At 67.5% G+C, this 16589-nt stretch carries 17 protein-coding genes; 14 read left to right on the plus strand and 3 right to left on the minus strand.

Going from position 1 to position 16589, the window contains the following annotated elements; all coding sequences use genetic code 11:
• Nucleotides 1–158: 158 nt before the first annotated feature.
• Nucleotides 159–866, minus strand: a complete 708-nt coding sequence (locus tag J3476_RS07370; RefSeq protein ID WP_286182708.1) for a TetR/AcrR family transcriptional regulator — start codon at nucleotides 864–866, stop codon at nucleotides 159–161.
• 111 nt (nucleotides 867–977) lie between these two features.
• Between J3476_RS07370 and J3476_RS07375 the strand changes: the two genes are divergently transcribed.
• The 4 genes from J3476_RS07375 to J3476_RS07390 all read left to right on the plus strand — a co-directional run bounded on the left by J3476_RS07375 (nucleotide 978) and on the right by J3476_RS07390 (nucleotide 4983).
• Entirely contained in the window at nucleotides 978–1826 is an 849-nt protein-coding gene (locus tag J3476_RS07375) for a lysophospholipid acyltransferase family protein (protein WP_207065844.1), read from the plus strand.
• Nucleotides 1827–1936: 110 nt separating this feature from the next.
• Nucleotides 1937–2866 (plus strand): NAD(P)-binding protein, encoded by a 930-nt coding sequence (locus tag J3476_RS07380; RefSeq protein ID WP_207065845.1) that lies wholly within the window; start codon nucleotides 1937–1939, stop codon nucleotides 2864–2866.
• Nucleotides 2867–3332: 466 nt separating this feature from the next.
• Complete coding sequence (locus tag J3476_RS07385; protein WP_286182709.1) at nucleotides 3333–4583, plus strand: PE-PPE domain-containing protein; 1251 nt, start codon at nucleotides 3333–3335, stop codon at nucleotides 4581–4583.
• A gap of 169 nt (nucleotides 4584–4752) precedes the next feature.
• Nucleotides 4753–4983 (plus strand): hypothetical protein, encoded by a 231-nt coding sequence (locus tag J3476_RS07390; protein ID WP_207065846.1) that lies wholly within the window; start codon nucleotides 4753–4755, stop codon nucleotides 4981–4983.
• Nucleotides 4984–5282: 299 nt separating this feature from the next.
• Here J3476_RS07390 and J3476_RS07395 read toward each other — a convergent pair whose 3' ends face one another.
• A complete protein-coding gene (locus tag J3476_RS07395) occupies nucleotides 5283–5945 on the minus strand; it encodes a GntR family transcriptional regulator (protein WP_286182710.1) in 663 nt (220 codons plus the stop codon).
• 154 nt (nucleotides 5946–6099) lie between these two features.
• Here J3476_RS07395 and J3476_RS07400 point away from each other — a divergent pair, with 154 nt between their 5' ends.
• The 10 genes from J3476_RS07400 to J3476_RS07445 all read left to right on the plus strand — a co-directional run bounded on the left by J3476_RS07400 (nucleotide 6100) and on the right by J3476_RS07445 (nucleotide 15978).
• Nucleotides 6100–7362: a malonyl-CoA decarboxylase domain-containing protein gene (locus J3476_RS07400; protein WP_207065848.1), complete on the plus strand. Its 1263-nt coding sequence runs from the start codon at nucleotides 6100–6102 to the stop codon at nucleotides 7360–7362.
• Nucleotides 7363–7388: 26 nt separating this feature from the next.
• Nucleotides 7389–8909, plus strand: a complete 1521-nt coding sequence (locus J3476_RS07405) for an AMP-binding protein (RefSeq protein WP_207065849.1) — start codon at nucleotides 7389–7391, stop codon at nucleotides 8907–8909.
• Nucleotides 8910–8933: 24 nt separating this feature from the next.
• Complete coding sequence (gene madL, locus J3476_RS07410) at nucleotides 8934–9335, plus strand: malonate transporter subunit MadL (RefSeq protein WP_207065850.1); 402 nt, start codon at nucleotides 8934–8936, stop codon at nucleotides 9333–9335.
• Between the two features lies 1 nt (nucleotide 9336).
• Nucleotides 9337–10101: a malonate transporter subunit MadM gene (madM, locus tag J3476_RS07415; protein ID WP_207065851.1), complete on the plus strand. Its 765-nt coding sequence runs from the start codon at nucleotides 9337–9339 to the stop codon at nucleotides 10099–10101.
• A 105-nt stretch (nucleotides 10102–10206) separates the two neighbouring features.
• Complete coding sequence (locus J3476_RS07420; RefSeq protein WP_286182711.1) at nucleotides 10207–11268, plus strand: ketopantoate reductase family protein; 1062 nt, start codon at nucleotides 10207–10209, stop codon at nucleotides 11266–11268.
• Nucleotides 11269–11407: 139 nt separating this feature from the next.
• Complete coding sequence (locus J3476_RS07425; RefSeq protein ID WP_207065852.1) at nucleotides 11408–11764, plus strand: hypothetical protein; 357 nt, start codon at nucleotides 11408–11410, stop codon at nucleotides 11762–11764.
• Nucleotides 11765–11885: 121 nt separating this feature from the next.
• Nucleotides 11886–12785 carry an oxygenase MpaB family protein gene (locus J3476_RS07430; RefSeq protein WP_207065853.1) on the plus strand — a complete coding sequence of 300 codons (900 nt, stop codon included), beginning with the start codon at nucleotides 11886–11888 and terminating at the stop codon, nucleotides 12783–12785.
• A gap of 81 nt (nucleotides 12786–12866) precedes the next feature.
• Nucleotides 12867–13892, plus strand: coding sequence for an NADPH:quinone reductase (locus tag J3476_RS07435; RefSeq protein ID WP_207065854.1), 1026 nt, complete (start codon nucleotides 12867–12869; stop codon nucleotides 13890–13892).
• Between the two features lie 135 nt (nucleotides 13893–14027).
• Nucleotides 14028–14825: an SDR family NAD(P)-dependent oxidoreductase gene (locus tag J3476_RS07440; protein ID WP_207065855.1), complete on the plus strand. Its 798-nt coding sequence runs from the start codon at nucleotides 14028–14030 to the stop codon at nucleotides 14823–14825.
• On the plus strand, nucleotides 14818–15978 hold the full coding sequence (locus J3476_RS07445) for a S9 family peptidase (RefSeq protein ID WP_207065856.1): 1161 nt from the start codon (nucleotides 14818–14820) through the stop codon (nucleotides 15976–15978). Before J3476_RS07440 ends, J3476_RS07445 begins: the two co-directional genes overlap by 8 nt.
• A 136-nt stretch (nucleotides 15979–16114) precedes the next feature.
• On the opposite strand, the gene J3476_RS07450 is transcribed toward J3476_RS07445, so the two are convergent.
• The gene (locus J3476_RS07450; RefSeq protein WP_207065857.1) at nucleotides 16115–16510 is read right to left on the minus strand and encodes a nitroreductase family deazaflavin-dependent oxidoreductase; all 396 of its coding nucleotides are present in this window, start codon (nucleotides 16508–16510) and stop codon (nucleotides 16115–16117) included.
• Nucleotides 16511–16589 lie beyond the last annotated feature (79 nt).

Here is a 16589-nt window from a genome sequence, read left to right on the forward strand (position 1 = left end):
AGCCTCACGCTAGAACACCGCCGATCGCGAGTGAACACTTATGCCGAACATGTCATTTTTGTGCGCCGGCGCCGTGGAGTCCCGCAGCTGACCTCTGCTCGCAATGGGAGGCACGCCTCGTCGTTCTCCACGGCAACGCAGATCACGCAGTAGGCGCCCTAGCTCGTCAGCCGCAGCACCGTGGCTCGGCCCTCGCTCAGGAAGTCGATGACCGCGGTTGCGGCGCTGCGGGTTTGATCCTCGTCCGCGAGATCGGGGCCCACGAGCGCGGCGACCGCCTGGCCCAGCACGCTCAACGGATCCCCGGCAGGACCCGGCCCCGGATCGGGGCCCACGAGCGACAAGGCGGTACCGGTGATCAAGCTGTGCAGCGCGAACGCCTGATCGTCGGTGTCCCAGTCGGTCCGCGCCATCGCGTGCCGGCGCCAGACCGGGAGGACGGCGCTGATCACCGCGCCTGGGCCGAGGGTGTGATGCAGGGTGACCGAACGCGGGTGATCGGCGAGAACACCGAGCAGGTCGTCGTCGTGGCGCTGCAGCGCAGCCAGCAGCGGTTGACTGGTCGCGACCTCCAGCATCATCGGACAGAACTGCGACGGCCGCGCGAGGTGAGGTTCGTCGATGATCCGCTGAATCAGGTCGTCCAACAGCCCGAGGAAGCCGCGACCGACGAGCCCGATGAGCAGATCTTCCTTGGTGGGCCAGTAGAGGTAGACGGTGCCCTTGCCCACGTGCGCGCGCTTGGCGACGTCGGCGACCGTGAAGCCGCGCGCACCACGGGACAGCAACAGTTCACTGGCCGACGCGAGCAGGCGGGCCGCCTTCGTCGACTGCTGCTCAGGCAGATCCGCTGCCGGGGTGTTCACGGCGGTCAGTCTAGCGCCTGGAACAGGCTTGATGACCATACTGACCAAAACGGTCGTTTGGTCAGTCTGTCGGGTATCGTGGCCTCAGCAGCGGGGGGTGAAGGAGGAGCGATGATCGACGGCCTCGTCGACAGACCGGCCAGGGTGCGATCCCTCGAGAAAGCGATCTTCACGATCGCCGATGCGATAGCACCCGTCGTCGATATGTCCCGCGTCTACGTCGACGGCCTCAGCGCCCTGCCGCGAGACGGCCGATTCCTTCTCGTCGGCAACCACACGATGTCCGGCTGGGCCGAGGTGGTGCTGATCCCCTACTTCGTGCATCGCGAACTCGGCAGACGTGTGCGTGGACTGGCGACGCGGCAGCTGGCCGACGCGGGCGGCTTGACCCGCGACCTGCTGGAAGCGGCCGGAGCGGTGGTCGGTGATCCCGAAACCGGCGCCGAATTGATGCGCCACGGCGAGACGGTGCTCGTCTTTCCCGGCGGCGGCCGCGACATGCTCAAGTTCAAAGGCGAGCAATACCAACTGTTGTGGGAGGGGCGCAGTGGCTTCGCACGGCTGGCCATCGCCCACGACTACCCGATCATTCCGGTCGGGCTGATCGGCGGCGACGACGTCTACCACAGCGTCGTCGAACGCAACGGCACCTGGGAACGTATGACCCGGGGGCTCGGTACCCGACTGCACGGGGTCAACAATGTCGGCATCCCACTCATTCGCGGAGTGGGGCCCAGTCTCGTTCCCCGGCCGCAGCGGATGTACCTCCGTTTCGGATCGCCGATCGACACCACGAGACCCGCCCGCGTCACCGCCGCCGAGTGGGAAGCCGCGGTCAAGGAGCGCACTCAGACGTCCCTCGAGTCGATCCTCGGCCAGCTGCAGATCACGCGGTCGACAGATCCGTTCCGTCACCTCAACCCGCTCGCCTGGGCGCGGGCCGCGCGCGCTACGCCCTGAGTCGCGGCCGGCAGGGCCACCTCGCGGGTCGCCCGGTGGCAGTGCCGCATAGCCGGGAACCCGTTGACAGTGCCGCATAGTGGGCGCCGGCCGCGGCTACCCTCGCGGTCATGGCACCAGCACGCGTCGCGGTTGTCGGAGCGGGACTGTCCGGGGCGGCGTGCGCGCAGGCCCTCGGGGAGCGCGGCATCGGCGTCGAAATCTTCGAGCGGGGCCGCGGCCCCGGCGGACGGATGGCCTCGCCGACCCTTCACGGCCGCCGGGTGGACATGGGGGCCGCGTACTTCACCGTCAAGGATCCCGCGTTCGCCACCGTGGCCGACGGGTGGATCGGCCGCGGCCTGGCCCATCGCTGGACCGACACCTTCGACGTGGTGTCCCCCGGTGGACGCGACTCCACCACAGGCCCCATGCGATTCGCGACGTCTGACGGCTTGCGTTCGCTGGTGCGTGACCTGCTGCCTGACGACGTCCGCTTCGAACGGCCGATCGGCTCTCTCGACGAGCTGTCTCACGACGCGGTGGTGTTGGCGATGCCCGACCCGCAGGCCGCCCGCCTGGCACCGGACGCCTGTGACTGGGTGGCGTTCGAGCCGGTGATCGCCGTGGCGGCCGGCTGGACCGAACGGCGTTGGGCTGTGGCCGATGCCGCGTTCGTCAACGACGACCCGGATGTGTCGTTCATCGCCGATGACGGTGCGCGTCGTGGCGACGGCGCAGCCGTTCTCGTCGCACACGCCACCGCGGCACGTGCCCGCGCCCATCTCGACCGGCCTGAGGACGCGGTGGCGCCGGTGCTGGCTGCGCTGGACCGCACGCTCGGCGTCTCCGAGCAACCGGTGTGGACGCATGCGCACCGATGGACGTTCGCGAAGCCCGCGGGCACTCACGGCCAGGACGAGTTCGCGCTGATCGACGGCCCGCGGTTGGTAGGCGTCTGCGGTGATGCGTGGTGCCCGACCGGTGCCCCGCGCGTCGAATCAGCGTGGTTGTCGGGACAGCGGCTGGGGCGCGCGATTGCGGACGCGCTATCGGCGTGACGGCAACCACCCGCGACGTCGGCATCCGGGCCGCCGCGAGTCCACGCTCCGGCTGGGCGCAGACCGTCCTTCCACGCATTTGCTGAAGAGCCCGTGCGGGCTGAGTCACCGGTGCGGTGGCGATGACCCTGCGGGCCAATCACGATGCGGTGACCGCGACGTCAACAGCCACCACGCCCGACACATGATCATGATTGGCGTGCGACTGTGCTGACTGGATTTTTTTCGAAGACGTAATATATTTTCCACAATGGCTTGTTTGCGGAAAATTACAGCAAGCAGATTTCGCTTTTAGCTGTTGTTATATCAAGACAGAGCAGGCTGAACCTCTGCATCGTTGCGTTTGCCACACTCACGTAAATTAGAGAACTAATACTTTGCTCTATACGTGTCTCGATTACGCCCATATGCTTCCGATGCGCCGATCACGGCGAATCTCATCTTCTTCAGCAATCCAGGGGTATACATGCGTATCAACATGCGCAAAGCAGGCATCGCCTGCGGCACGGCATTTGCTTCCGTCGCGTTGGCCGTGTCCACAGCGACGGCCGGTTGGGGGGCCAGTTCAGCATTGGTGATCGGCGGGATTGCGACGCCGCAACTGTCGGACATGCTGATGTCACCACTGCTCGGCGGCGCGCTGAAGAACCAAGAGCGTGTCAGCGTCAAGTGGCCCGCCGAGGCGGGCCCGTACACCGGACGCGGCGATCTCACGCTCGGCGCGTCGATCAACGTCGGGAAGGCGAATCTCGACGCCCAGATCGACGCGGCACTTGCTCGTCTCGCCAAGGATGCCAACGGCAATGTGCTCGGCGGTGAAAAGGTCACCGTCGTCGGCCTGTCGGCAGGGTCCCTCGTCGTCAACGAGGTGCTGCGCGAGATGGCTGCCGATGCCGACGCCCCCGACAAAGACCAGATCACGTTCATCGTGGTGGCCGATTCCAGCCGGCAGAAGCTGATCGACAAGGCGCGTTACAACAGCAAGTACGACTACACGTATCAGCCGGCTCCGGAGACCGCGTACGACATCGTCGTGGTCACCGGTGAATACGACGGGATGGCCGACTTCCCGGATCGCCCGTTCAACGTGCTGGCCATCGTCAACGCCATCGCCGGATCCATCTTCGTCCACGTCCCGGTGATGTATGCCGATCTGGCGAACGTGCCCGCCGAAAACATCACTGTGGACGTCAACGCCCAGGGCGGCACCACCACCCACTACCTGGTTCCGACCAAGAAACTTCCTCTGGTGCAACTGTTTCCGAGTCTGGCACCCCGGGAAGCGGAGCTGAAAGCCAAGATCGACAAGGCCTACAGCCGCAATGACGTGCCCGCCGTGGCGGCACGGTCGTTCGTCGCCGCTGCCCCCGTTCTGACGCAGGACGTCAACGACGTCCCCGAGGCACCGGTCGAGGGGTCCGGCGCCGACGTCACCGAGGACGAGGGCAGCGACGGCGCGACAACCGTCGACGCCACGGACGTGCAGGGGGATGACGAGGTCAGCCCCGTCATCGAGGACACCGACGAGAATGACGTTGCCGCCGATGACGAGGCCGCCACGGAGGCGACGCTGGCCGACGAGGCCGACGAGGCGAGCGCGGGGAACGCTCGCGAGTCGGATTCCGAGTCGGACAACGACAGCGCCGCGGATTCATCCTCCGGTGGGGAGCATTCCTCGAGCGACGCCGGATCGGACTCGTCCGACTCCGCGGAGTAGATCCGGCGAATCCCGCAGCCCGAAGCCCCGGCATTACGCCGGGGCTTCGTGGCTTCTCGGCGACGCGATCGCCACGACGGCCGGTCGGATCTGGCCCAGCGCACGCAGGACAACCGGCGGCCGCCTGCGGCAGCGATTCGCCATTCTCGGCGGAGGGTATTTCCCCCTCATGACTGGAGCACAGGATCGCCCCGACAACGTCACCGTCGAGGTTGAGCACAATGACCGTGGGTGGATGGTCGTCCACATCGTCGATGGTGAACGCAAGCCCATCGAACCACCGCACCCCGACCGGGAATCCGCCGAGAAGGCGGCCGCCGTGCACGCCGCCAGCAGCGACCGGTGGACCGGCGCGGCGGAGGTCGTCTCGGCCGACGACCGCCCGACCGAGCTTCCCTAACCGCCACGACAACAGAGTGAGTCACCTTGGAACCCCTGTCGTCGACGCGGGGTCGCTTCACCACGGTGTGAGAACACCTCGCTGGTGCCCGCGACTTTCGATGTCGGATGTGGTTACCAACCCGGCCCTGACGTGTGTCCCCGACGCCTCCCGCGCTACCGCCGCTGCGATTGGCCGTGCTCGGCAGGGGGCCGTCCCAAGCAACCTCTCCCGCTGAAGCGGTGCGGGCCCAAACGGGAGAACCATCACAGCGTAATCCCAGTCGACCTACTGAAATCCCGAACCTGGTCGGGTGTGTTTCAGCTGGCAGATAGCTGGCGCCACGTGCGGACCAGGTGGCTGAATTCCTTCACCTGGACCAGCACGTGATCACGAGCGGCGTCCTCGGCGATCCCGGCGTCACCCCGGGAAATGGCGTCGGCGATGATTCGGTGCTCGGCCAGAGAGCGTCGCATGCGGTCGGGCACTCGGAGCTGTAAACGCCGGTACGGCTGCAGGACCCGCTTCAGCGCGTGGGCTTGCTGACGCAGGTAGTCGTTACCGCACGAGTCATACACGACGCCGTGAAAACGGGCGTTGGCATAGTAGTAGGCGTCGGCATCGCCTTCGACCGCGTGGAGTTCACATTCCGCGAGGGCCGATTCGAGTTCCGCCAGGGCTGCCCGTTCGATACGGCCGGCGGAGAGCCTCGCCGCCATACCTTCCAGCTCGGCCATGACCTCGAAGCGTTCAGCCACTTCCGAGATGCTCAGCTCGGTGACGTACGTGCCCTGCTTGGGCCGGATCTGGACCAGCCCGGAGCGCTCCAGCGCCTGCAGCGCCTCCCGGATCGGAGTGCGTGAACAGCCGAACTCCTTCTCCAGCTGCGCCGGGTCCAGGCGTTCCCCGGGCCGATAGTGGCCGTCGAGGACGGCGTTCTCCAACGCATCCCGCACCCGCTGAGATTCCGGGATTCGAACCATTCGCCACCTCCTCGGCCCAGATTAACCAATCCCGGGGGTGGTGCAGCTCACTTTTATCCGTTATGGTCGATGTTATATATATCACGATCAAGAATGTATATGGGTTGCGTCACCTCGGCAGAGGTGCGAGCCGGACACCGGGGAAGGACCCACCATGAAATGCGTTGACAGCCGGTCACTGACCGGGCTGCTCGCGGCGTGCGAAACCCTGATGAGCGATGTCGGCGAAGCCTCCCTGCGGGCCATCGCGACAGCGGCGCTCAGCGCCTACGCCGACCTCGACGACGACGCCAAACTCCACTTCTTCAACCACATCAATACCGCCTACGACGTCGACGCCGAACGGGTTCGCACCGCGTTCCGGCAGTGGGACGATGTCCGCGAGACCGGCTCGCACGCCGGCGATGAGCTGATTGGGCTATTCAGCGCGGTCGAACCGGCCCGCCAACAGCTGCTCCGCCGGATGAACCACGCCCCGGGCGCGACACTGGCGTTGGTCGAGATGCGCTCGGACCTGCGTCGCCTGATGCACCGGCACCCCGGTCTGCGGCCCCTCGACCACGATTTCCACCATCTCCTCACATCCTGGTTCAACCGCGGATTCCTGCAGATGGCCGAGGTGACCTGGAACTCGCCGCCACAGCTGCGCCAACACCTGCTGCGCTACGAAAGCGTCCACCCGATGGCCACCGACGCCGAACTTCGTCGACGCCTGCAACCCGATGATCGCCGCGTCTACGCGTTCTTTCACCCCGCGACCACAGACGTGCCACTGATCTTCGTCGAAGTCGCTCTCGTGTGCGGCATACCGGACCGAATCACTCCGCTGCTGGAACCGAATTCACCGCTCGACCCGTCGAACGCGGACACCGCAGCGCTGTACTCGATCAACAACGCGCTCGACGGGCTGGCGGGCGTGTCCTTCGGCAGCTTCCTGATCAAGCAGGTGATCGAGCAGGTCAGCGCAGAGCTACCTCACCTTCGGCAGTTCGCCACCCTGTCACCGATCCCCGGCTTCCGGACCTGGCTCAGCGCCAAGACCGAAACCAACCCCGAACTCCGGTCACTGTCCGACGAATTGGACGAGCTCCAGCCGGCCGACCTCAGCGCCGCCCGCGTCGCGAAGATCCACGACCGTCTGCTGTCCGCCCTGTACACCTACCTGGCCGTCGAGCGGCGCGAGGACGGACGCCCCGTCGACGCGGTCGCACGTTTCCACCTGGGCAACGGGGCCGCGGCGTGGCGGCTGAACTGGCCGGCAAATCCCAGTCCACGAGCTTGGCAGCAGTCCTACGGGGCGATGGTCAACTACCTCTACGAACCCGACCATCTCGAACGCCGCCACGAGGAATTCGTGCGTCGGCGCAGCGTCGCCGTCACGGGGCCTCTCCAGAGCCTCGCCGACGCACACCGCTGAACCACCACCAGAGAGGAACACCGCCGATGGCGCCCTACCCCACCATCTATCGAGCGTTCGCCGACCACGTTGCGCGCCAACCGAACAAAGCGCTCTTCGAACTACCCGACGGGCGAACCGTCAGCTACCGCGAGACCGCCGAGATCGCGCATCGCATCGCCGCCCGACTACTCGCCGACGGTGTCGCGCCGGGCGACCGCGTCGCGATGCAGGTGCCGAAATCACCCGAAGCCATCGCGCTGTATCTGGCCACCCTGCAGATCGGTGGGGTTTTCCTGCCGCTCAACACCGCCTACACCGGCGCCGAGATGCGGTATTTCCTCGGTGACGCGCAGCCCCGGGTCCTCGTCTGCGCGCCCGACCGTCATGGCGACTACGCCGATGTTCAGGAGGACCTCGTCGTCGAGACCCTCGGCGAGTCCGGCGACGGCACGCTGCTGCGCGACGAGGACCGCCACGAGGAGATCTTCGCCGCCGACGCGGCCGACCCGGCCGCCATCCTCTACACCTCCGGCACCACGGGACGGTCCAAGGGCGCGGTGCTCACTCACGGCAACCTGGCCGCCAACTGCGAAGCCCTCCTGGAGGCCTGGCAGTACACCGGCGACGACCGACTCATCCACGCCCTGCCGATCTTTCACATCCACGGCCTGTTCGTCGCGGCCAACATGACACTGGCGGCCGGCGCTTCGATGCACTACCTGCCCAAGTTCGACACCGAGGCCATCGTCGAGCTAATGCCGCACGCCACCGTGCTGATGGGCGTGCCCACCTTCTACACCCGCCTGCTGAAGAGCCCGCGGCTCACCGCCGAACACTGTGCGGCGATGCGGCTGTTCGTCTCGGGATCCGCGCCGCTGCTGGCCAGCGACCACGAGGCGTTCGCCGCCCGCACCGGCCACGCGATCCTGGAACGCTACGGAATGACCGAGACCGGGATGAACACGACCAACCCGTACGAGGGCGGTCCGCGCAAACCCGGAACCGTCGGCAAGTCCCTACCGGGCACCGAGATCCGAGTTGTCGACCGCGAGACCGGACAGTCACTACCCGACGGCGAGGTCGGCATCGTCGAGGTCCGTGGACCCAACGTGTTCTCCGGGTACTGGCAGATGCCGGAGAAGACGGCCGCCGAGTTCCGCCCGGACGGCTTCTTCATCACCGGCGACATGGGCCGCATCGACGATGACGGCTACCTCTGCATCGTCGGAAGAGACAAAGACCTGGTGATCTCGGGGGGATACAACATCTATCCCAAGGAGATCGAGGAACTGCTCGACAGCCACCCCAAGGTGCTGGAGTCCGCCGTGATCGGCGTGCCCCACCCGGAGTTCGGCGAGACCGTGGTGGCCGTTGTTGTCCCGACACCGGGCGAGCAGCCCCAGGACCGCGAGTTGCTGGACTACGTCGCCGGCGACCTCGCGCGGTTCAAACAACCCCGCGCGGTGCGCGTGGTGGATGCCCTACCCCGAAACGTCATGGGGAAGGTGCAAAAAGCCGAACTTCGCAAGCGTTACGCCAATCTGTTCGACGGCGTAGACGCCTGAAACCCTTCAACACAGGAGTACAAGATGGTTCTCTACGGAGTGGCAGCGTTGGCGCTCTGCATGCTCGCCGGCGCAGCGATCGGTGAACTGCTCGGCGTCGCGCTGGGTGTGGACGCCAATGTCGGCGGGGTCGGGTTCGCGATGATCATGCTGATCCTCGCCACCGACTGGTTGCGTCGAAAAGACAAGTTCCCCAAGGCAAGCGAACAGGGCGTGCTGTTCTGGAGCGCGATGTACATCCCGATCGTGATCGCGATGGCCTCCACGCAGAACGTCGCACAGGCAATCACCGGCGGTCCGATGGCGATCCTCGCAGGGCTCGCGGCGCTGGCCGCCGGTGCTGCGCTGGTTCCGGTGCTGGCCCGGATCGGCGAACCCGCCGAACCGCTGCCGCCACTGACCGAAGAAGAAAAGCAGGAGGCCTGAGATGGAACTTCTCAGTTCGGTATTCGAGAAAAACAACCTGCTGGTGGCCTTCGTGGTCGTCGGTGCCCTGATGCTGCTGTCGGGCTGGCTGTCGCGAACTCTGACCCGCGGCAGGCTGCACGGATCGGCCGTTGCGATCATCCTCGGACTGGCGCTGGCCTACTGGGGCGGCGTGGTGACCGGCGGTGAAGACGGGCTGGCCGACATCGCCATATTCTCCGGGCTCGGGCTCATGGGCGGAGCGATGCTGCGTGACCTCGCCATCGTGTCGACCGCCTACGGCGTCGATCTGAAAGAGATCAGGCGCTCCGGGGCAGCCGGCGCTCTGTCGATCGTGCTGGGCGTGGTGGTGTCGTTCATCGTCGGCGCTTGCGTCGCTGCGGCGTTCGGCTACCGCGACGCCGAATCGTTGGCGACCATCGGCGCCGGCGCCGCCACCTACATCGTGGGACCGGTGACCGGAACCGCGGTGGGCGCCAGCTCGGAGGTGATCGCGCTGTCGGTGGCTGCCGGGCTGGTGAAGTCCGTCGTCGTGATGGTCGGCACCCCGATGATCGCCCGGCTGATCGGTCTGAACAACCCGAAGTCCGCCATGGCGTACGGCGGCTTGATGGGCACCACCTCCGGGGTGGCCGGCGGCCTCGCGGCCACCGACAAACGCCTGGTGCCCTACGGAGCGATGACCGCAACGTTCTACACCGGGATCGGCTGCCTGCTGGGTCCGTCGGTGTTCTACGTGGTGCTGAGGACCATCGTCGGCGGTTGAGACATCCAGTTCGCGGCGTCGTCGTCACCGACAGCCACCCGCACCCAGGAACGCGTCGTAGTGTCGCGCAGGGGGACGTGGTGAACCAAGCGGAAGGAGCGGCGGGTGTCTGCCCGAAACGACTACCGATACGTGGTAATCGGCGCCGGCGCGATCGGCGGCTGTGTGGGCGGGGTGCTGGCACGTGCCGGCGTACCCGTGGTAATGGTGGCGCGGGGCCGAAACGCCGAGGTCCTGGCCACCGACGGGCTGACCCTGCGCACCCCCGACGGCGTCGTCCGCACGCCGATCGAGACGGCGTCCAGCCCAGATGACCTGCACCTGACCGAGCGCGACGTATTGGTGTTCGCCACCAAGACCCAACAGCTCGACGCCGCACTCGAGCAGTGGGTCGACCGTCCGGTGCACGCCTCCGATGGCACCGTGAGCACCGCGGGAGAACGGCTGCCCGTGTTGACCGCACTGAACGGAGTCGTCGCCGAAGAGAAGGCGCTGCGGTACTTCGCCCGGGTGTTCGGTGTCTGTGTCTGGTGCCCCGCGGTGCATCTGGAGCCCGGCGAGGTGGTCGCGCGGTCCTGGCCGGTGGTGGGCCAGTTTCACATCGCCCGCTGGCCGGCCTCGATCCGGACCTCGGCCGACGAGGAGTTTCTGGCCGACCTGGCGGCAACGTGGAGCACTGCGGGGATCGGTGTGCGCACGCCCGACGATGTTGCGCCGTGGAAGTACAACAAGCTGCTGATGAATCTCGGCAATGCCGTGGGGGCTCTCGCGCGCCACGGCGCCGACGTGGGTGCGGTTGTCGGCGCAGCGGTTGCCGAAGGTGTGGACGTGCTGGGTCGCGCCGAGATCGACTTTGTGCCCTTCGAGACGTCGACACTGGTCCGTTCCGAGGGGCCCACCCCCCGGCCGGTACCGGGGTTCGAGGACGCGCCGAACAACTCCACCTCCCAGTCGTTGAGCCGCCACACCGGCAACATCGAAACCGACTACCTCAACGGCGAGATCGTGCGCCTTGCGCACCGGTACGGCAGCGCGGCGCCGATCAACTCCGCGTTGACCCGCGCAGCGCGCGCAGCCTCGCGCGACGGGCACGGTCCGGGGCAGTATTCGAGCGAGCAACTCGCGGGCCTGGTGGGCCTCGATTCCCTCTCGGCGCAGAGGGGTTAGGCACCGCGCGTCGCAGCACGGGCCGTATGTTGTCGACCCGGCCCGCGGCGGCGGTGGCAGGTCGTCGCCCGCATTGCACGTCAACTCTGTTGCCGTGCAATCCCATCGACGAGCATCACCGCAGAGCTATCGTGATCACATGGCGCGCACCCGCCGGGCGGTGATCACCGCCGCGGCACTCGGACTGACCTTCACCGCCGTGGGTGTCGGGTCCGCTGGGGCTGCGCCCGCGCAGAACGATCCTGGTCCTCCGGTGATTCCGCCGCCGGCCATTCCGGCGCTACCGCTGCCGGTGCTGCCCATCCCGGCCGGGTTGCCGCCGTTTCCGTACCCCGCGGACGTCCCGGTCGTCGAGCTGCCCGCGGAGATCCCCACAGTCGAGTTCCCGTCCTCGGTGCCGCCGGTGCCGCTGCCCGCCCCCATCCCCGAGGTCGTCCTTCCGGCCGACATTCCCCCGATCCAGCTTCCGGCACCGATCCCGCGCGGTTTGTTGTAGTCCGGGCCGACCCTCTGAAGCAGTCTTTCTGACCACTTGCTCTCCTCGAGCGACGCGGCCGACCGCCAGCCCGTGCACCACACCACCCCACTCCCCTGACAGGCCACGTACCGTCGAGGACATGGTGCTGGCGCGGGAAGTGACGGCGATCAGGAGCGGCTTGGGCCGCGCGGTGTTCGGGATGGTCGCGGGCCCGGACGGGCCGGACAACCGGGCACGAATCCACGGCACGCCGGGTCCGCGGTGGTTCGCCGAGGACCGCCCGATCCGGCGCGTGCACGCCGACGCGTCGATGTTCGTCGGAGGGTTGCGGGCGTTACTGCTGCAGTCCCTGCACCCCTTGGCGATGGCCGGCGTCGCCGACCACTCCGACTACCGCGCCGATCCGTGGGGACGGCTGCAACGCACCAGCACGTTCCTCGCGGTTACGACCTTCGGACCGGACGCCGATGCGCAACGGGCCGTCGACAAGGTCCGCGGCATCCATCGCCGCGTCCGCGGGGTGGCACCGGACGGCACTGCGTACGAAGCCGGCGATCCCCACCTTCTCGAATGGGTGCACATCGCCGAGATCGACAGTTTCCTGCTGGCCCACCAGCTCTACGGGGCCAGGCCGCTGGACCAGGCCGGCCGCGACGCCTACGTCGCCGACACCGCCCGCGTCGCAACCGCTTTGGGGGTGCTCGACCCGCCCCGGACCGAGGGCGAGTTGCGCGAACGGATCACCGGGTACCGGCCGGAGCTGCGCGGCACGCCTGCCGCCCGCGACGCCGCGCGCTTCTTGCTGCTGACGCCGCCGTTGCCGTTGCCGGCGCGCGCACCGTACGGGGTGCTGGCCGCCACCGCGGTGGCGATGTTGCCTGCCTGGGCGAGAAAGCCGCTGTGGCTGCCGTACTTCCCGCCTCTGGAAGCAACGGCGGTGCGGGCGGCGGGGCGGGTGCTCGTCGGCGGCATCCGCTGGGTGATGACAGCCGGTCAGGACGAGAACTCAGCGGGAAGTCCAGCTTCGGCGGCGCGGTGAGGTGACCCCGGCGCCCCGCTGTTGACCACGAGATCGGCACCGCTCGGAACATCCTCGGCCGCGCATCGCGTTGTCCGTCTCATGAAGGCGATCACCTACTCCCGAACAGGCGACTCCTCGGTTCTTCACCTACAGGACCGCGAGGTCCCCGAGCCGGACGCGGGGCAGGTGCGGGTACGCATCGTGCTGTCCGGTGTCAACCCGACCGACTGGAAGCACAGGATGGGCACGAGCCCGGGCCAGCAGCTCGAGTTCCCCGAGGTGGTCCCCCACCACGACGGCGCCGGAGTCGTCGACGCACTGGGTGCCGACGTCACCGACCTCGCGGTAGGTGACCGGGTCTGGGTCTTCATGGCCCAGCATCAGCGCCCGGACGGTACAGCCCAGGAATACGTCGTGCTGCCCGTCGCGTCGGTGGTTCCGCTGCCCGATTCCGTCGGATTCGACGTGGGAGCGAGCCTCGGGGTGCCGGCGATCACCGCGCACCGGGCGCTCACGGTGGCGGAGAACTGGCCGTCGCGGCTGGCGCCCGGCGCCCTCGACGGCGCGACGGTGCTCGTCGCGGGCGGTGCCGGGGCGGTCGGCCACGCCGCCATCCAGCTGGCCCGCTGGGCGGGCGCCCGCGTCATCACCACCGTCAGCACTGCCGACAAGGAGGCGCTGGCAGCCTCGGCGGGGGCCCATCACGTCGTGAACTACAAAGCCGGGGACACCGCCGCGGCGATCCGCGAGATCGCGCCCGAGGGGGTCGACATCGTCGTCGAGGTCGCCCCCGGGACGAACGCGGCGCTCGACGCGGCCGTGGTGTCGAACCGGGCGACGATCTCGATCTACGCCAACGACGGCGGCGGCAGCGTGGAACTCGACATCCTGTCGAACATGTGGGTCAACGCTCGCTACCAGTTCCTGGTCCTCTACACCGTCGGTGACGACGCGCTGGCGAATGCGCGCGAGGACGTGGCCGCCGCGGTCCGCGACGGCGCCATGGGTGTCGGCGAGGCCAACGGGCTACCGGTGCATTACTTTCCGCTCGAGGACACTGCCGCTGCCCACGACGCGGTCGAGAGCGGAGTAACCGGCAAGGTCCTCATTCGGGTGAGTGAGTAACCGGTCGGGCCGTGTCGGCACGGCTGCGTATCCGCACTCGAGCGTTCCGCGCCGATAATCCATCCCGGCTGTCAGGCCGCAGCCCGTGGTCTAACGTCGGCGTCAGTGGCCGGCCGCGGTGGGGAGTGGAACTCGATGACGAAGAACCTCCGTCTGCAGGACAAGAGAATCGTCATCACCGGTGCGGCCTCCGGCATCGGGTACGCGGCAGCCGGCCTGATGGCCGCCGAAGGCGCCAGGGTGCTGATCGCCGATCTGAACGAAGACGCGGCCACGGCGGCGGCTGCCGACATCGGCAACGGTGCCGTCGGAGTGGCGGTCGACGTCCTCGACGAGACCTCCATCAAGGCCATGATCGACCGCGCCGTTGCCGCATTCGGCGGTATCGACGTGCTGTGCAACCACGTCGGCGGGAGCGACCCGCGCAAGGACCTCGACCTGTTGCGCCTCGATCTGGCCGAATGGGATCGCGCCATGGCACTCAACGCGCGCAGCACCGTCATCGCCTGCCGGTTGGCGATCCCGGTGATGATCGACGAAGGGGGCGGCTCCATCGTCAACACGGTCTCCGTCGCCGGTCTGACCGGGGACACCCTGCAGTGCGCTTACGGTGCGGCCAAGGCCGCGGTCATCAGGCTCACCCAGTACATCGCGACGCAGTACGGGCCGAAAGGCGTGCGCTGCAACGCGGTCGCACCGGGCGCCGTCATGACACCGTCGCTGAGCGGCAACGTCTCCGCAGACGTGATCGACGAGATCCGCAGCCACAACGCACTCGACATGATCGGCACGCCCGAAGACATCGGCTGGGCCATGGTCTACCTGGCCTCGGACGAGTCGCGCTACATGACCGGGCAGACCCTGGTGCTCGACGGCGGTCTGACCGCTCAGAGTCCGATCGCGTCCAGTCGCCGGAAACTCCTCGATGACTGACCACGGTCGGCGCCTCCTCGCCGGTCTCGTCGCGCTGACACTTCTGACCGGATGCGCCGCGCAGAGCACGGCACCTGAATTACGTCCGGGGCAACTCCTCACCGCGCGTTCGCTGCTCACCACGGCAGCGCTGCCCAGCGGTGAAACCCAACTGATCACCTACGTCTCCGAGGACGCAGACGGTGAGCCGATCGTGGTGTCGGGCACCGTCACCCTGCCCTCGGCGCCGCCACCCGATGGCGGCTGGCCGGTGATCAGCTGGGCGCACGGCACCACGGGATACGCCGACACCTGCGCCCCTTCGGCCGACACCGCTGATGGCCTGGTTCACGATTACGTCCGCGTCGTCCAGCCCATGCTGGACAGCTGGGTGAGCCGGGGTTACGCCGTCGTGCAGACGGACTACCAGGGGCTGGGCACACCCGGCGGACATCCCTACGTGGACGGCCTGAGCGAGGCTCACACCGTGATCGACATCGTCACAGCGGCGCGAGAGCTCGATTCCGATGTCGGCACAGATTGGGTGGCCGTCGGTCACAGCCAGGGAGGGCAGGCGGTGCTGTTCACCGCACAACAAGCCGAGCAGCGCGACGGGGATCTCACCCTCAAGGGCGTGGTGTCCATTGCGCCGGGGGGCGTCGGGCTGAATCAGGCTGTCGACCTGATCCGCGACGGAAGGCCGGAAGTGCAGTCAGCACAGAGGTTTCTTCCGCTGCTCGTGCTGGGAGGCGCGGTCATCGACCCGTCCATCGACCCCGACGAGGTGTTCTCCGATCAGGCTCGCCCCCTCCTGTCGACGGCGCGGACCGAGTGCGTCGCGCAGGTTCGCGCCCTGCCGCCCGTACCGCCGGGCCAGGTGTTCGCCCCCAGCGCTGACCTGACTGCGTTGCGGGCCTATCTCGACCAGCAGGATCCGATGCGCCTCACCCCCCGCGTCCCGGTGATGATGGTGCAGGGCACCGAGGACGCAGAAGTCGACCCGGCCGGCGTCGACCAGCTGGTGAAGACCCTCTGCAGCAGAGACGTCGCCGTCGACTACCGGGTGTACAACGGCCTCGACCACCGCGGCGTCATCGACCCAGCGGTGCCCGACATGCAGGGGTTCGTGGACGCCGTCACCAGCGGCGACCCGGTCGACACCTGCCGGCGGTGAGCCGATCTACCCGTCCTCCGCCGTTCCGCGATTCCGCCGATGCGGCTCGCACGACCCGGTGCCCCAGTCAGATTCGAACCGACAATGGCGGCCTCGAGCCGCATCCTCGGCTGTTGAGTCCGACGCGGTACGGAGGTCAATTCACCGAGCCCGCATTCGTCATCAGCACGGCTGCCTCGTTGTAGGGAAACGCCCGGAAGAGTAGGCGAGAACGCGGTATGACGAGGGGCGCGGCCTCGGCCTTGCTCACGACCTGAGGGTTACCGAGCTCGACAGCCCGTCCACGCTTGCGCAGCACCGTCGGTCCGCCGGCCAGCACATTCTTCAACCAGTCCGTCTGCGGGCCGTAGCCGACGAGGACGGCGTAACCATCCTCGGTCTTGAATACCAGAAGGGGCGTCCGATATCGCTTACCCGACTTCCGCCCGACGTGCTCGAGAGTCCCGAGGTTGGGAAGCCAGGGTGTGATCGTGCGAGCCGCCGGATTGGTGACTCGCTTGTTGAACTCTGCGATTTGACGGGGCACGCGCATTCTCGGAGTCTAGGTATTTGTTGTGGTTCCTCGCTTACGCAGTGCCGACGCAGCGAGGGGCCAACGACAGCAATTGCTC

It is taken from the genome of Mycobacterium sp. PO1, assembly GCF_017312405.1.
Classification (GTDB): Bacteria; Actinomycetota; Actinomycetes; order Mycobacteriales; family Mycobacteriaceae; genus Mycobacterium.

Excerpts from the sequence above, each read along its gene's own strand:
- J3476_RS07375 (WP_207065844.1), top strand. The coding sequence starts at position 978 with ATGATCGACGGCCTCGTCGACAGACCGGCCAGGGTGCGATCCCTCGAG.
- J3476_RS07380 (WP_207065845.1), top strand. The coding sequence starts at position 1,937 with ATGGCACCAGCACGCGTCGCGGTTGTCGGAGCGGGACTGTCCGGGGCG.
- J3476_RS07385 (WP_286182709.1), top strand. The coding sequence starts at position 3,333 with ATGCGTATCAACATGCGCAAAGCAGGCATCGCCTGCGGCACGGCATTT.
- J3476_RS07390 (WP_207065846.1), top strand. The coding sequence starts at position 4,753 with ATGACTGGAGCACAGGATCGCCCCGACAACGTCACCGTCGAGGTTGAG.
- J3476_RS07395 (WP_286182710.1), bottom strand. The coding sequence starts at position 5,945 with ATGGTTCGAATCCCGGAATCTCAGCGGGTGCGGGATGCGTTGGAGAAC.
- J3476_RS07400 (WP_207065848.1), top strand. The coding sequence starts at position 6,100 with ATGAAATGCGTTGACAGCCGGTCACTGACCGGGCTGCTCGCGGCGTGC.
- J3476_RS07405 (WP_207065849.1), top strand. The coding sequence starts at position 7,389 with ATGGCGCCCTACCCCACCATCTATCGAGCGTTCGCCGACCACGTTGCG.
- madL (WP_207065850.1), top strand. The coding sequence starts at position 8,934 with ATGGTTCTCTACGGAGTGGCAGCGTTGGCGCTCTGCATGCTCGCCGGC.
- madM (WP_207065851.1), top strand. The coding sequence starts at position 9,337 with ATGGAACTTCTCAGTTCGGTATTCGAGAAAAACAACCTGCTGGTGGCC.
- J3476_RS07425 (WP_207065852.1), top strand. The coding sequence starts at position 11,408 with ATGGCGCGCACCCGCCGGGCGGTGATCACCGCCGCGGCACTCGGACTG.
- J3476_RS07430 (WP_207065853.1), top strand. The coding sequence starts at position 11,886 with ATGGTGCTGGCGCGGGAAGTGACGGCGATCAGGAGCGGCTTGGGCCGC.
- J3476_RS07435 (WP_207065854.1), top strand. The coding sequence starts at position 12,867 with ATGAAGGCGATCACCTACTCCCGAACAGGCGACTCCTCGGTTCTTCAC.
- J3476_RS07440 (WP_207065855.1), top strand. The coding sequence starts at position 14,028 with ATGACGAAGAACCTCCGTCTGCAGGACAAGAGAATCGTCATCACCGGT.
- J3476_RS07445 (WP_207065856.1), top strand. The coding sequence starts at position 14,818 with ATGACTGACCACGGTCGGCGCCTCCTCGCCGGTCTCGTCGCGCTGACA.
- J3476_RS07450 (WP_207065857.1), bottom strand. The coding sequence starts at position 16,510 with ATGCGCGTGCCCCGTCAAATCGCAGAGTTCAACAAGCGAGTCACCAAT.